Here is a 13,842-nt window from a genome sequence, read left to right on the forward strand (position 1 = left end):
AGGGAGAGGGAGTTTCTGGAGAAAGGAGGGGCGGGGAGGGGGCTCGGAGGAGGGGGTCAGCGTCTGGTCTTCGGGTCCAGCGCGTCGCGGACCGAGTCGCCGAGGAGGTTGAAGGCGATCACGAAGATCACCATCGAGAGACCGGGGAAGAGCATGTACGTGATGTCGCTCTGGTAGACCTGCGCGCCGCGCTGGATCATCACGCCCCAGTCCGGGGTGGGGTCGCTGAGGCCGACACCGAGGAAGGCGAGGGCCGCCTCGGTGGTGACGTACATCGGCAGCGCGAGGGTCGCCTGGATGAGGATCGGCGTCCACAGGTTGGGCAGCAGTTCCCGGAAGACGATCCGGGCGGGGGAGGCACCGGTGACCTTGGCCGCCTCCACGAACTCCCGCTCGCGCAGGGCCAGTACCTCGCCGCGCAGCAGCCGGGCGATGGGGGCCCAGCCGAAGGCGGTCATCACCGCGATCAGGCTGACCACCGTCAGCCAGGTCGGGGTGTTCTCGTCGGGCGGGACCAGGATCGAGATCAGCACCGGCCACATGGCGATGAAGAAGAGGGTGGAGGGGAAGGCCAGCAGGATGTCGACGACGCGGCCCACGAGGTTGTCGACGCGGCCGCCGAGATAGCCCGCCGTCACCCCGACGGTGATGCCGAGCGCCGTGACCAGCAGGGTCGTCACCGTGGCGATGAGCAGGGAGTTGCGGATGCCGTAGAGGAGGAGGGTGAGGACGTCCCGGCCGAGTTGTGGTTCCACACCGAACCAGAAGTCGCCGCTGACACCGCCGTTGGGGGCCACGGGGAAGCCGAACTGGTTGAGCAGGCCCGGCTGGTTCTGCCCGTACGTCGTGTACGGGTCCTTGCCGTAGAGCTTCGCGATCAGGGGGGCGGCGATCGCGGTGGCGAAGAACAACAGGACGACGTAGGCCGAGGCGACGCCGGCGCGGTCGCGGCGGAAGCGGCGCCAGGCGATGCGGCCGGGTGAGCGGGTGTCGCCGGGTCGGGACGGGGTGGGTGGTGCCGTCTCGACGGGGGCGGCGGTGAGTGTTGGCGTGGTCCCCATGACGTGACCCTTCAACCGGCTGCGGTGGTGGGTCAATGCGTTCGTGGGGGCTTTGACCAAGGGGAGGGGGATTGCCGAACGCGCTCTTACGGGGGCGAACCCTTCTCTTACCGGCTCTTCGGGATTTTTTCAGACGCGGGTGGGTGGGGCGGGGTGGGTGCGTTGTCGGGTGCGGGCCCGGTGGGGGCTGGTCGCGCAGTTCCCCGCGCCCCTGAAAAAGCGGGGCTGCGCCCCTGGCTTTTTCGGCCCGAGAGGGCCGTAGGCCCTTAAGGGGCGCGGGGAACTGCGCGACCAGCCCCCACCCACCCGCACCCGACAACGCACCCGACACCCCCCGGACCATGCCCCCCATACGGCCCCCCAAATGTGCGGTATAGGCGAAACGCGTCGATATTGTCCGGTAACAAGAAGATCGCGCACGTACGACGAGGAGGCCCCATGCGTGGAGCCACGCACGCCCGATGGATCGCCGGCGCGGCCGCGGTGGCTCTCGCCGCGACCGCCTGCGGAGGCGGGGACGACGACAGCGGCGGCGGCAGCGGCAGTGGTGACACGGGCGCGGTGCTCAGCTCCTCCTGGGGTGACCCGCAGAACCCGCTGGAGCCGGCCAACACCAACGAGGTGCAGGGCGGCAAGGTGCTGGACATGATCTTCCGCGGGCTGAAGCGATACGACGCCAAGACCGGCGAGGCGAACGACATGCTCGCCGAGAAGATCGAGACGACCGACTCGCAGAACTTCACGATCGACGTCAAGGACGGCTGGACCTTCCAGAACGGCGAGAAGGTCACCGCCAAGTCCTTCGTGGACGCCTGGAACTACGGGGCGAGTCTGAAGAACAACCAGAAGAACGCGTACTTCTTCGAGTACATCGAGGGCTACGACCAGACGCACCCCGACGACGGCAGCAAGCAGACCGCCGACACCCTCTCCGGGCTGAAGGTCGTCGACGAGAACACCTTCACCGTCAAGCTCACCCAGAAGTTCTCGACCTTCCCCGACACCCTCGGCTACAACGCGTACGCCCCGCTGCCGCAGTCGTTCTTCACCGACCACGACGCCTGGCTCGCCAAGCCCGTCGGCAACGGCCCGTACGCCGTCGACTCCTACACCAAGGGCTCCCAGCTGTCGGTGCGGAAGTGGGACGACTACCCCGGCGAGGACAAGGCGCAGAACGGTGGCGTGGACCTGAAGGTCTACACCGACAACAACACCGCCTACACCGACCTGATGGCCGGCAACCTCGACCTCGTCGACGACGTCCCCGCCGCCCAGCTGAAGAACGTCCAGGCCGACCTCGGCGACCGGTACATCAACACCCCGGCCGGCATCATCCAGACCCTGTCCTTCCCGTTCTACGACGCGGACTGGAACAAGGAGGGCTCGGAGAAGGTCCGCCAGGGGCTCTCCCGGGCGATCGACCGCGACCAGATCACCGACACCATCTTCCAGAAGACCCGCACCCCCGCCACCGACTGGACCTCCCCGGTCCTCGGCGAGGAGGGCGGCTACAAGAAGGGGCTGTGCGGTGACGCCTGCGAGTACGACGCGGCGGCGGCGAAGAAGCTGATCCAGGAGGGCGGCGGCCTCCCCGGCGGCCAGGTCAAGATCACGTACAACGCGGACACCGGCTCCCACAAGCAGTGGGTCGACGCCGTCTGCAACTCCATCAACAACGCCCTCGACAACGACAAGGCGTGCGTCGGCAACCCGGTCGGCACCTTCGCCGACTACCGCAACCAGATCACCCAGCGGAAGATGAGCGGCCCGTTCCGCGCGGGCTGGCAGATGGACTACCCGCTGATCCAGAACTTCCTGCAGCCGCTGTACTACACCAACGCCTCCTCCAACGACGGCAAGTGGTCCAACGCCGACTTCGACAAGCTCGTCGACCAGGCCAACGCCGAGTCGGACACGACGAAGGCCGTGGAGACCTTCCAGCAGGCCGAGGAGGTCGTCCGGGACAACATGGCCGCCATCCCGCTCTGGTACCAGAACGGCAGCGCCGGCTACTCGGAGCGGCTCTCCGACGTCACCCTGAACCCGTTCAGCGTCCCCGTGTACGACCAGATCAAGGTCAGCTGACCTCTCATGGGACGGTACGTCGCCCGGCGCCTGCTCCAGATGATCCCGGTCTTCGTGGGCGCCACCCTCCTGATCTTCCTGATGGTGAACGTGATGGGCGACCCCATCGCGGGCCTGTGCGGCGACCGGGAGTGCGATCCGGCGACGGCCGCCCAGCTCAGACGGGAGTTCGGCCTCGACAAGCCGGTGTGGCAGCAGTACCTGACCTACATGGGGAACGTCTTCACCGGCGACTTCGGCACCGCGTTCAACGGGCAGGAGGTCACCGAGCTGATGGCCTCCGCCTTCCCCGTCACCATCCGGCTGACGATCGTCGCGATCCTCTTCGAGATCGTCATCGGCATCACCCTCGGTGTCGTCACCGGCCTGCGGCGCGGCCGGCCCGTCGACACCGGGGCGCTGGTGGTCACCCTGGTCGTCATCTCCGTCCCCACCTTCGTCACCGGTCTGCTGCTCCAATTGTTGCTGGGCGTGGAGTGGGGCTGGATCCGGCCGTCCGTCTCCTCCGAGGCGCCGTTCGACGAGCTGATCGTCCCCGGGCTCGTCCTCGCCTCCGTCTCCCTCGCCTACGTCACCCGTCTGACCCGGACGTCCATCGCGGAGAACGCCCGCGCCGACTACGTCCGCACCGCCGTCGCCAAGGGGCTGCCCCGGCACCGGGTGATCCGCAAGCACCTGCTGCGGAACTCCCTGATCCCCGTGGTCACCTTCATCGGCACCGACATCGGCGCGCTGATGGGCGGCGCCATCGTCACCGAGCGGATCTTCAACATCCACGGCGTCGGATACCAGCTCTACCAGGGCATCCTCCGCCAGAACACCCAGACCGTCGTCGGCTTCGTGACCGTCCTCGTGCTGGTGTTCCTCATCGCCAACCTGCTCGTCGACCTCCTCTACGCCGTACTCGATCCGAGGATCCGCTATGCCTGAGCCGCTGCCCGAGGAGCCGCACGTGTCGGGCGGCCAGCGCGCCCCCGAGGGCGGGGCGATCGCCGCGACCGGGCAGGACGGCACGATGGACCTGGCCACCACCGAGGGGGAGACCCTGGAGAAGCGACTGGGCGACGGTCCGGCCGGCGGCCCGGACGACAAGGCCCGCAGCCTCTGGTCCGACGCCTGGCGCGACCTGCGCCGCAACCCCGTCTTCATCATCTCGGCGCTGGTGATCCTCTTCCTGGTCGTCATCTCCCTGTGGCCATCGCTGATCGCCTCCGGCAACCCGCTCAAGTGCGACCTCTCCAAGGCCCAGGAGGGCGCGCAGCCCGGTCACCCGTTCGGGTACGACGGTCAGGGCTGCGACGTCTACACCCGTACCGTCTACGGGGCGCGGATCTCCATCGCCGTCGGTGTCTGCGCCACGCTCGGCGTCGCCCTCCTCGGGTCGGTGCTGGGCGGGCTCGCCGGGTTCTTCGGCGGGTACTCGGACTCGTTCCTGTCCCGGATCACCGACGTCTTCTTCGCGATCCCGGTGGTGCTCGGCGGTCTGGTGCTGCTCTCCGTGGTCACCAGCAACTCCATCTGGCCGGTGATCGGCTTCATGGTGCTGCTGGGCTGGCCGCAGATCTCCCGCATCGCCCGCGGCTCGGTCATCACCGCCAAACAGAACGACTACGTGCAGGCCGCCCGCGCGCTCGGCGCCTCCAACTCCCGGATGCTGCTGCGGCACATCACGCCCAACGCGGTCGCCCCCGTCATCGTCGTGGCCACCATCGCGCTGGGCACCTACATCGCCCTGGAGGCGACCCTGTCCTACCTGGGCGTCGGCCTGAAGCCCCCGAGCGTCTCCTGGGGCATCGACATCTCGGCCGCCTCCCCGTACATCCGCAACGCCCCGCACGCCCTGCTGTGGCCCTCGGGCGCCCTCGCGATCACCGTCCTGGCCTTCATCATGCTGGGCGACGCGGTCCGCGACGCCCTCGACCCGAAGCTGAGGTGAGGCGTCGTCATGCTGCTCGAAGTGCGTGATCTGCACGTGGAGTTCCGGACGCGGGACGGGGTCGCCAAGGCCGTCAACGGGGTCGACTACGGGGTGGACGAGGGGCAGACGCTGGCCGTGCTGGGGGAGTCCGGCTCCGGAAAGTCGGTCACCGCGCAGGCGATCATGGGCATCCTCGACATGCCGCCCGGCAGGATCACCGGCGGCGAGATCCTCTTCAAGGGCCGGGACCTGCTGAAGCTCAAGGAGGACGAGCGCCGCAAGATCCGGGGCGCCGAGATGGCGATGATCTTCCAGGACGCCCTGTCCTCCCTGAACCCCGTCCTCTCCGTCGGCGACCAGCTCGGCGAGATGTTCGTCGTGCACCGGGGCATGACGAAGAAGGACGCCCGCGCCAAGGCCGTGGAGCTGATGGACCGGGTCCGCATCCCGGCCGCCAGGGAACGGGTACGGGACTACCCGCACCAGTTCTCCGGCGGTATGCGCCAGCGCATCATGATCGCCATGGCGCTGGCCCTCGAACCCGCGCTGATCATCGCCGACGAACCGACGACCGCGCTCGACGTCACCGTCCAGGCCCAGGTCATGGAGCTCCTCGCCGAACTCCAGCGGGAACTGCGCATGGGCCTGATCCTCATCACCCACGACCTCGGCGTCGTCGCGGACGTCGCCGACCGCATCGCCGTGATGTACGCGGGCCGGATCGTGGAGTCCGCCCCCGTCCACGACATCTACAAGGCCCCGGCCCACCCGTACACGCGCGGCCTGCTCGACTCGATCCCGCGCCTGGACCAGAAGGGCCAGGAGCTCTACGCGATCAAGGGCCTGCCGCCCAACCTGATGGCCATCCCGCCCGGCTGCGCGTTCAACCCCCGCTGCCCGATGGCCCGTGACGTGTGCAGGACCGACGTGCCCCCGTTGTACGACGTGGAGCCGGCGGACGGGATCCGGATGAGCGCCTGCCACTTCTGGAGGGAGTGCCTCGATGACCACCGCCACCGCTGAGGCCGAGCCGATCCTGGAGGTCAGCGGCCTGGTCAAGCACTACCCGCTCACCCAGGGCGTCCTCCTCAAGAAGCAGGTCGGCGCCGTGAAGGCGGTCGACGGCGTCGACTTCGCCCTCGGCCGGGGCGAGACCCTCGGCATCGTCGGCGAGTCCGGCTGCGGCAAGTCCACGGTCGCCAAGATGCTGGTCCACCTGGAACGCCCGACCGCCGGCTCGATCCGCTACAAGGGCGAGGACGTCACCAAGCTCTCCGGCAAGGCCCTCAAGAACGTCCGCCGCAACATCCAGATGGTCTTCCAGGACCCGTACACCTCCCTCAACCCCCGGATGACCGTCGGCGACATCATCGGGGAGCCCTACGACATCCACCCCGAGGTCGCGCCCAAGGGCGACCGCAGGCGCCGGGTGCAGGAACTCCTCGACGTGGTCGGCCTCAACCCCGAGTACATCAACCGCTACCCGCACCAGTTCTCCGGCGGCCAGCGCCAGCGCATCGGCATCGCCCGGGGGCTGGCGCTCCGCCCCGAGATCATCGTCGCCGACGAACCGGTCTCCGCCCTGGACGTCTCGGTGCAGGCCCAGGTCATCAACCTGCTGGACCGCCTCCAGGGCGAGTTCGGGCTGTCGTACGTGTTCATCGCCCACGACCTGTCCATCGTGCGGCACATCTCCGACCGGGTCGGCGTGATGTACCTCGGGCGGATCGTGGAGATCGGCCGCGACGCCGAGATCTACGACCATCCGACGCATCCCTACACCCAGGCGCTGCTGTCCGCCGTGCCCGTCCCGGACCCCGAGGCGCGCGAGCACCGGGAACGGATCATCCTCTTCGGCGATGTGCCCTCCCCGACGAACATCCCCTCCGGGTGCCGCTTCCGCACGCGGTGCTGGAAGGCCCGGGAGCGCTGTGCGCTGGAGGTGCCGCTGCTGGCGGTCCCGGCGGAGTTCCGGCTCACCAGCGGCCCGGCCGCCCATGACTCGGCCTGCCACTTCGCGGAGGAGAAACGGGTGGTGCCGCCCGAGGAGTCGGCGGACGATCATACGAATGAGGCGGAATAAGCCTACAAACCAGCACCAAATGCGTTAACACGCAGGCAACTTGGCTGACGCGGTTCCGATATACGGACGCGCGAATCTACTACGCGTACGGCCGTGCGGGTGCCGTAAACGGGCCGGGGCTCGCCATGTAGCCCCGGCCCGTTGCCGTGCCCGCATCCGCTTCCGCTACGCCAGGTTCAGTGCACGCTTCAGGAAGTCGACCTGGAGCAGCAGCAGGTTCTCCGCGACCTGTTCCTGCGGGGTGATGTGGGTGACGCCGGAGAGCGGCAGCACCTCGTGGGGGCGGCCGGCCGCGAGCAGCGCCGAGGACAGGCGCAGCGCGTGCGCGAAGACCACGTTGTCGTCGGCGGTGCCGTGCACGATCATCAGCGGGCGGTGCGGTTCGGCGGGCGAGGACAGTCCCTCGTCCGTGATCAGCGAACTCTTCGCGTAGGCCGCCGGGTTCTTCGCCGGGTCGCCGAGATAGCGCTCGGTGTAGTGCGTGTCGTACAGCCGCCAGTCGGTGACCGGGGCGCCCGCGATGCCGGCGTGGAAGACGTCCGGGCGGCGCAGCACCGCGAGCGCCGCCAGCCAGCCGCCGTAGGACCAGCCGCGGATCGCCACCCGGGACAGGTCCAGCGGATGGGACGTCGCCAGGTCGTGCAGCGCCTCCACCTGGTCGTCCAGGGAGAGCGTGAAGTCCCCGTCGATCTCCTTCTCCCAGGCGGGGGAGCGGCCGGGGGTGCCGCGGCCGTCGGCGACCACCACCGCGAACCCCTGGTCGGCGAACCACTGCGAGGTGAGGTGCGCGTTGTGCGCGGCGAGCACCCGGGGGCCGTGCGGACCGCCGTAGGGGTCCATCAGGACGGGCAGGGGTGTGACCCCGTCGTAGTCGCTCGGCATAAGCAGGGCGCACGGTACGCGGCGTGCGCCCCCCTGTGTAAACCGCACGCGCGGGGACAGACCGGGAGCTTCCGCGAAAGACGCCACGGTCGCGCACTGCTTGCCGTCGCGCAGCACCTGCACCTGGGCGTCGGCCCGTCCCGGAACGGCCGAGACGAGCACGGTCACGCCCCCGGCGCGCACCGCCGAGTGCACGCCGGGCTCCTGGGAGACGCGCTCCACGCCCAGTTCGTTCACCCGGTAGACGTGGATCTCCCCGATCTCCGGATCGGCCGCCGCCTCGCCCGCCGAGGCGGAGACCAGTACATCGGCGTCCGCGACGTCGAGCACCGCGCGGACGTGCAACTGGGGCCCGGTCAGCGGACGTTCGCCGACCGCCAGCACCCGCGCGCCGCCCTCGTCCGCGACACGCACGAGCCGGCCCGACGGACTCCACGCGGGCACTCCGGGGAAAAGATCAAGCCAATGTGGATCTTCGTCGGCGTGCACCATCCGTGTTGCCCCCGAGTCCGGGTCCACGGCCAGGAACAACTGGCTGAGCTGGTCCCGCGCCTGCACCAGGATCAGCGGGGCCCCCGCCGCCGACCAGTGCACATGCGCCAGATACGGGTAACGGGCCCGGTCCCACACGACCTCCGTGCGCGTCCCGGCGAGGTCGATCACGAAGAGCCGCACCTCCGCGTCGGCGGTCCCGGCCACCGGGTACGCCACCTGCCGTGGGCCCCTTTCCGGTTGCGCCGGGTCGGAGATCCACCAGCGGCGCACCGGCGTGTCGTCCACGCGCGCCACCAGCAGGCGGTCCGACTCGGGAGCCCACCAGAAGCCGCGCGAACGGCCCATCTCCTCGGCCGCGATGAACTCCGCCAGACCGAGGGTGACGTTCTCCGCCTCCTCCTCGGCGACCACCCGGTCCCCCTCGCCCTCCGCCCCGACCACCCGCAGCGCGCCCCGGGCGACGTAGGCGACGTGCCGGCCGTCGGGCGAGGGGCGGGGGTCGATCACCGGGCCCGGGACGTCGAGTTCACGTGCCGTCCCGGCCCGTAGCTCGGCCACGAAAAGCCGCCCTGACAAGGCGAAAGAGGCCAACTCCACGGCCGCGTCGGTGGCGTAGCCGACGATCCCGGCGCCGCCCTCGCGCAGGCGCTCACGGCGTGCGCGCTCCTCGGCCGACAACTCCTCCACGGACCCGGCGAGCAGCGCCCCCGGGTCCGCCGCCACCCTCTCCCGGCCCTCGGCCGGGCGGCCCCCCGTCCCGCTTCGCGCGCCGCCGTCCGGCAGATCCAGCACCCACAGCTTGTTGGCCCGGTCGGTGCCGGACGAGGACCGCAGAAACGCCACGCGGGAGCCGTCCGGCGCGACGGAGAAGGCCCTCGGCGCGCCGAGGGAGAAACGCTGGGTCCGGGCGTGTCGGCGGGGGAAGGACTCGGGCTGGGTCGTCATGCTCCGACCATATTGGCCATGCGCCCCCTTGTGCGGCCGTGCGCCGACCGATGCGCGCGTATGGATAGTTATGATCACTACCGCTGGGTGGGTATGAACCTGCTGGCCGCTGTATGGATTTACAACTGCGTCACCCACGTCACCGGTTGACGACGGCTTCGCCGTCAGCCCTCGACAACTGCTTCGCTCCCCAGGTCCCAGGGAACTTTTGGAGGTGAGCCGCCGTGGCACTCTCGATTTCGGCGGTGGTGCTGCTGGCGATCATCGTCTTCATCCTGATCAAGAAGTCAGGGCTGAAGGCACCACACGCGATCATCTGCATCCTGCTCGGGTTCTATCTCGCCTCCTCGACCATCGCGCCGACGATCAGCGAGCTGACGACCAACATCGCGGGCATGATCGGCAGTATCAAGTTCTGACACCTCCGGCCGCCGGGGGCCTCTCCCAGGGCCCGTCCCACCGGGCCCGCGACCCCCGCGGCCGACTGTTCCCGTGAATGACCATGCCCGGCACGGGCGCGGACCGGGGGCCTCGTAGGGTGGCCCCATGACGGATCTGCCCTCTCCCGGCCTCGGGCCGGGGGGACCCCCATCTAGCGTCGCTCGCCGACTGCTCCTGGTGCACGCGCACCCGGACGACGAGTCGATCAACAACGGCGCGACCATGGCCAGATACGCGGCCGAGGGAGCGCGGGTGACGCTGGTGACCTGCACCCTCGGTGAGGAGGGCGAGGTCATCCCGCCCGGCCTCGCCCATCTCGCGCCCGACCGCGACGACATCCTCGGCCCGCACCGGGTGGAGGAGCTGGCCGCGGCCATGAAGAAGCTCGGCGTCACCGACCACCGCTTCCTCGGCGGCCCCGGCCGCTACCGCGACTCCGGGATGATGGGCGTCGAACAGAACGAACGGCCCGGCGCCTTCTGGTCCGCCGACGTCGACGAGGCCGCCGCCCAGCTGGTCGAGGTGATCCGCGAGGTGCGCCCCCAGGTCCTCGTCACCTACGACCCGAACGGCGGCTACGGCCACCCCGACCACATCCAGGCCCACCGCGTCGCCATGCGCGCCGCCGACCTGACCGCCGACCCGGACTTCCGCCCCGACCTGGGCGAGCCCTGGGAGATCGCCAAGGTCTACTGGAACCGGGTGCCGCGCGGGGTGCTCCTGGAGGGCTTCGGCCGGCTCCTCCGCGAGCTCGCCGAGCCCGGACGGCTGCCGTTCGAGCGGGCCGCGAGCGTGACCGACGTGCCCGGAGTGGTCGACGACCACATCGTCACCACCGAGATCGACGGCACCGGCTTCGCGGCAGCGAAGGCCGCCGCGATGCGCGCGCACGCCACCCAGATCGAGGTCGCCGAGCCGTACTTCGTCCTCTCCAACGGGCTGGCCCAGCCGCTCCTGACCACCGAGTACTACGAGTTGGTGCGGGGCAGACGCGAAGGAGGGGGCCGGGAGCGCGACTTGTTCGAGGGGATTCCCGGTTTTTCTTTCGAGGATCGGCAGACTTTCGGGGAACAGCAGAACGGAACGGCCCTGTGATGCGTACGCATGGGTATGACACACCAGTGGCGCGGGCGCACGGCCGCCGAGAGGCGGGCCGGCGATGACCGCGAAGGACCGGCCGACGGGCGGGCAAGGCGGTGCGCTCGCCCAGCCGTTGACGTTTCCCCCGCTGGGCCGGGCCGCCGCGCACCTGGGACTCTTCGTGCTGGGCGCCGTGATCGGCCTGGCCGGCGGGCTGATCCAAGCGGCCTGGTTCCCCGGTGGGTTGCTGCTCGCGCTGCTCGGCGCGGCCGGGCTGTTCCTGGGCGGCGCCCGGGCGACGGGCGGCCGGGCCGGGGCCGTTGCGCCGGCCGCCGGCTGGATGATCTCCGTCGTCCTGCTGACGTCCACCCGGCCGGAGGGGGACTTCCTGTTCGGCGCGGGAGCGGGCTCGTACCTGTTCCTGCTCGGCGGCATGGCTGTGGCTGTGATGTGCGCCACCCTTGTGCGGGGGCGGCAACCGACCGGGTCCGACGCCCGACTTGGGAAGTGACGTACTACTTCGCCGTAGCGCGCGGGTGCGGGTCCCGTGTGGGTTTCCCACGCGGTCGTGGGATACGCGCCGGAAGTGGCCAGTATGGTGGTGCGCGCCGCCGAGCTGCCCGCTGAGTTGAGGTCGTGACGGGCGGCGGAGCAAACCGGGAGAACCTGCCTTGAGTCGTGAAACTGACACTTCGTCCTCCGGGGCCAATGGGCGCGGCAGCACCGCGTACCCGTCGGGGACACCGCCGTACGGCACGCCCATGGCCACCGAGGCCGGTGCCGAGGCGGCCAGGTCGGCCGCCGGCGAGCGGCCGGACGGACCCAAGACCGAGACCACGCTGACGACGCGGGTCCGGATCAACATCCCCGGCTCGCGTCCCATCCCGCCGGTCGTCGTCCGCAAGCCGGTCGCCGACGGCGAGGGCACCGCGGACGACGGCGGGTCGGAGTCGGAGACCACCGGCACCACGGCCATGCCCGTGTTCACGGACACCCCGCCGCCCGCGCCGGAGCCGGCCGCACCCGCCGACGACAAGCCGGCCAGCGACTGGTTCGCGCCCCGCAAGGGCGCGACCCCCGCCAGGGGCACGAACACCGGCGGCAGCAACGGCGCCGGGTTCCCCGCCGGCTCGATCGGTGGTCCCGGTGCCGGTGCCCCCGGCACGGGTGCCCGCCCCGGCGGTGCGGGCGGTCCCGGCCCGATGGCCGGCGGCCCCGGCGCACAGCCCGGCGGCCCGCGCCCCGGCGCGGGCAACGGCTCCCGGCCCGGCGGCGCGAAGGGTGCCGGGCTGCCCGGCGCCACCGGCGGTCAGCCGGTCGCTCCCGGCCACGGCGGCGGCACCGGCTCCTTCGACGTCTCGGCCGCGCTGGCCGGCACCAAGCCCGAGCGCGACGACCTGCCGTACTTCTCCGACAACGGCGGCGGCCGCCCCGGCGGCCCGGCCGGCCCCACCGGCGGCCCCGTCACCGGCGACAGCCCGCTCGGCCCGCCGCCCGGCCAGGGCGGCCCCGGTGGCCACGGCTACCAGGGCAACCCCTTCGCCCCCGACGCCGACTTCTCCGCGCCCGGTGCCTACGCCCGCCCCGGGGGCGGCATCAGCGACGACACCGCGGTCCTCACCCCGCAGCGGCCCGCCCCCGAACCGGGCACCCCGGGCTACGGCGGCCCCGGCCCCCTCGTCGACAACCCCTCCGGGCACACCCTGACCAGCGGCATCCCGGTCGTGCCCCCCGGCACCCAGGGCCCGCCGTTCGGCGCGGGCGGCCCCGACGGCGCCGTGCAGCACACCCCGCCGAAGCTGCCCGACCCCGGCCCGCAGCAGAAGTCCGGCCCGGCGAAGAACACCAAGTCCGCCAAGCCGGCCAAGAAGAAGGGCCGCAGCAAGCTCGGCCTGCTCGTCGGCGGAGTGATCGTCCTCGGCGGCGGTGTCTACGGCGCCGGTCTGCTGATGAACCACTCGGACGTCCCCAAGGGCACCACCGTCCTCGGCGTCGACATCGGCGGCGGCACCCGCGACGAGGCCGTCAACAAGCTCGACGCGGCCTTCGGCAAGAGCACGAGCGAGGCGCTGAAGCTCACGGTCGACGGCGAGACCGTCTCCCTCAAGCCCGACCAGGCCGGACTCCAGTTCGACAAGCAGGCCACGGTCAGCGCCGCCGCCGTCAGCGACTACAACCCGGTCTCGGTGATCGGCGCGCTCTTCGGCCAGGAGCGCGTGGTCGATCCCGTCATGCCCGTCGACGAGGAGAAGCTCAGGGCCGCCCTCCAGCGCGCCGCCGGCGGCTCCGGAACGGCGAGCGACGGCACCGTCAAGTACGAGGCCGGCAAGGCCGTCGCCGTCTACGGCAAGGCCGGCAAGGGCATCGCGGTCGACGAGTCCACCGAAGCCGTCGAGGAGGCCTACCGCGCCCAGGTGGAGACCGGAGAGGCCGCGCCGGTGCAGCTGCCGACGACCACCAAGGAGCCGTCGGTCGACAAGGCCGAGGTCGACCGGTTCATGAAGGAGTTCGCGGAGCCGGCGATGTCGGCCCCCGTGACGGTCCAGACGGACGCCGCCCACAGCGTCCTGCTGAGCCCCCAGAACTCCCTCTGGAAATTCCTCACCGTCAAGGCCGTCGACGGCAAGCTGGTCGACTCCTACGACGAGAAGGCCCTCAAGGAGCTCTACGGCGGCACCTTCGACGGGGTCCTCATCACCCGCGGCAACGGCGAGAAGACCCCGGTCACCGTCCAGGACGTCTACGGCGCCCTCCGCCAGGCCCTGAAGAGCACCACCGAGCGCACGGCGGTCATCGAGACGGACCCCAGCTAGCGGCACCCGGCGAACGCCGGTGAGCGGATCGCACGGCAC

The 13,842-nt window shown here is 70.7% G+C and carries 11 protein-coding genes; 9 read left to right on the forward strand and 2 right to left on the reverse strand.

The window, feature by feature from the left end; all coding sequences use genetic code 11:
* Nucleotides 1-56: 56 nt before the first annotated feature.
* Nucleotides 57-1,061 (reverse strand): ABC transporter permease, encoded by a 1,005-nt coding sequence (locus tag HW837_RS19055; protein WP_045559128.1) that lies wholly within the window; start codon nucleotides 1,059-1,061, stop codon nucleotides 57-59.
* Nucleotides 1,062-1,499: 438 nt separating this feature from the next.
* Between HW837_RS19055 and HW837_RS19060 the strand changes: the two genes are divergently transcribed.
* Genes HW837_RS19060 through HW837_RS19080 form a run of 5 tightly spaced genes read left to right on the forward strand, consistent with a single transcriptional unit; the run spans nucleotide 1,500 to nucleotide 7,147 of the window.
* On the forward strand, nucleotides 1,500-3,146 hold the full coding sequence (locus HW837_RS19060) for a peptide ABC transporter substrate-binding protein (RefSeq protein WP_045559127.1): 1,647 nt from the start codon (nucleotides 1,500-1,502) through the stop codon (nucleotides 3,144-3,146).
* Nucleotides 3,147-3,152: 6 nt separating this feature from the next.
* Nucleotides 3,153-4,076 (forward strand): ABC transporter permease, encoded by a 924-nt coding sequence (locus tag HW837_RS19065; protein ID WP_045559126.1) that lies wholly within the window; start codon nucleotides 3,153-3,155, stop codon nucleotides 4,074-4,076.
* Nucleotides 4,069-5,082, forward strand: a complete 1,014-nt coding sequence (locus HW837_RS19070; protein ID WP_093792409.1) for an ABC transporter permease — start codon at nucleotides 4,069-4,071, stop codon at nucleotides 5,080-5,082. Before HW837_RS19065 ends, HW837_RS19070 begins: the two co-directional genes overlap by 8 nt.
* Before the next feature lie 9 nt (nucleotides 5,083-5,091).
* Nucleotides 5,092-6,087 (forward strand): ABC transporter ATP-binding protein, encoded by a 996-nt coding sequence (locus HW837_RS19075; protein ID WP_045559124.1) that lies wholly within the window; start codon nucleotides 5,092-5,094, stop codon nucleotides 6,085-6,087.
* Nucleotides 6,068-7,147: an ABC transporter ATP-binding protein gene (locus HW837_RS19080; protein ID WP_093792411.1), complete on the forward strand. Its 1,080-nt coding sequence runs from the start codon at nucleotides 6,068-6,070 to the stop codon at nucleotides 7,145-7,147. The genes HW837_RS19075 and HW837_RS19080 overlap by 20 nt, the downstream gene beginning before the upstream one ends.
* Before the next feature lie 165 nt (nucleotides 7,148-7,312).
* On the opposite strand, the gene HW837_RS19085 is transcribed toward HW837_RS19080, so the two are convergent.
* Entirely contained in the window at nucleotides 7,313-9,469 is a 2,157-nt protein-coding gene (locus HW837_RS19085; RefSeq protein ID WP_193382526.1) for a S9 family peptidase, read from the reverse strand.
* 224 nt (nucleotides 9,470-9,693) lie between these two features.
* Between HW837_RS19085 and HW837_RS19090 the strand changes: the two genes are divergently transcribed.
* The 4 genes from HW837_RS19090 to HW837_RS19105 all read left to right on the forward strand — a co-directional run bounded on the left by HW837_RS19090 (nucleotide 9,694) and on the right by HW837_RS19105 (nucleotide 13,803).
* Nucleotides 9,694-9,888, forward strand: a complete 195-nt coding sequence (locus HW837_RS19090) for a hypothetical protein (protein ID WP_005480627.1) — start codon at nucleotides 9,694-9,696, stop codon at nucleotides 9,886-9,888.
* Between the two features lie 127 nt (nucleotides 9,889-10,015).
* Nucleotides 10,016-11,005, forward strand: coding sequence for an N-acetyl-1-D-myo-inositol-2-amino-2-deoxy-alpha-D-glucopyranoside deacetylase (gene mshB, locus HW837_RS19095; RefSeq protein WP_193382527.1), 990 nt, complete (start codon nucleotides 10,016-10,018; stop codon nucleotides 11,003-11,005).
* A gap of 64 nt (nucleotides 11,006-11,069) precedes the next feature.
* Nucleotides 11,070-11,501 (forward strand): DUF6113 family protein, encoded by a 432-nt coding sequence (locus HW837_RS19100; protein ID WP_045559120.1) that lies wholly within the window; start codon nucleotides 11,070-11,072, stop codon nucleotides 11,499-11,501.
* A gap of 160 nt (nucleotides 11,502-11,661) precedes the next feature.
* Nucleotides 11,662-13,803, forward strand: coding sequence for a hypothetical protein (locus tag HW837_RS19105; protein ID WP_193383457.1), 2,142 nt, complete (start codon nucleotides 11,662-11,664; stop codon nucleotides 13,801-13,803).
* Nucleotides 13,804-13,842 lie beyond the last annotated feature (39 nt).

The sequence above is a fragment of the Streptomyces caniscabiei genome, from assembly GCF_014930365.1.
GTDB classification, from domain to species: domain Bacteria; phylum Actinomycetota; class Actinomycetes; order Streptomycetales; family Streptomycetaceae; genus Streptomyces; species Streptomyces caniscabiei.

Coding starts and splice junctions, on each gene's coding strand:
- HW837_RS19055 (WP_045559128.1), bottom strand. CDS start 1,061: ATGGGGACCACGCCAACACTCACCGCCGCCCCCGTCGAGACGGCACCA.
- HW837_RS19060 (WP_045559127.1), top strand. CDS start 1,500: ATGCGTGGAGCCACGCACGCCCGATGGATCGCCGGCGCGGCCGCGGTG.
- HW837_RS19065 (WP_045559126.1), top strand. CDS start 3,153: ATGGGACGGTACGTCGCCCGGCGCCTGCTCCAGATGATCCCGGTCTTC.
- HW837_RS19070 (WP_093792409.1), top strand. CDS start 4,069: ATGCCTGAGCCGCTGCCCGAGGAGCCGCACGTGTCGGGCGGCCAGCGC.
- HW837_RS19075 (WP_045559124.1), top strand. CDS start 5,092: ATGCTGCTCGAAGTGCGTGATCTGCACGTGGAGTTCCGGACGCGGGAC.
- HW837_RS19080 (WP_093792411.1), top strand. CDS start 6,068: ATGACCACCGCCACCGCTGAGGCCGAGCCGATCCTGGAGGTCAGCGGC.
- HW837_RS19085 (WP_193382526.1), bottom strand. CDS start 9,469: ATGACGACCCAGCCCGAGTCCTTCCCCCGCCGACACGCCCGGACCCAG.
- mshB (WP_193382527.1), top strand. CDS start 10,016: ATGACGGATCTGCCCTCTCCCGGCCTCGGGCCGGGGGGACCCCCATCT.
- HW837_RS19100 (WP_045559120.1), top strand. CDS start 11,070: ATGACCGCGAAGGACCGGCCGACGGGCGGGCAAGGCGGTGCGCTCGCC.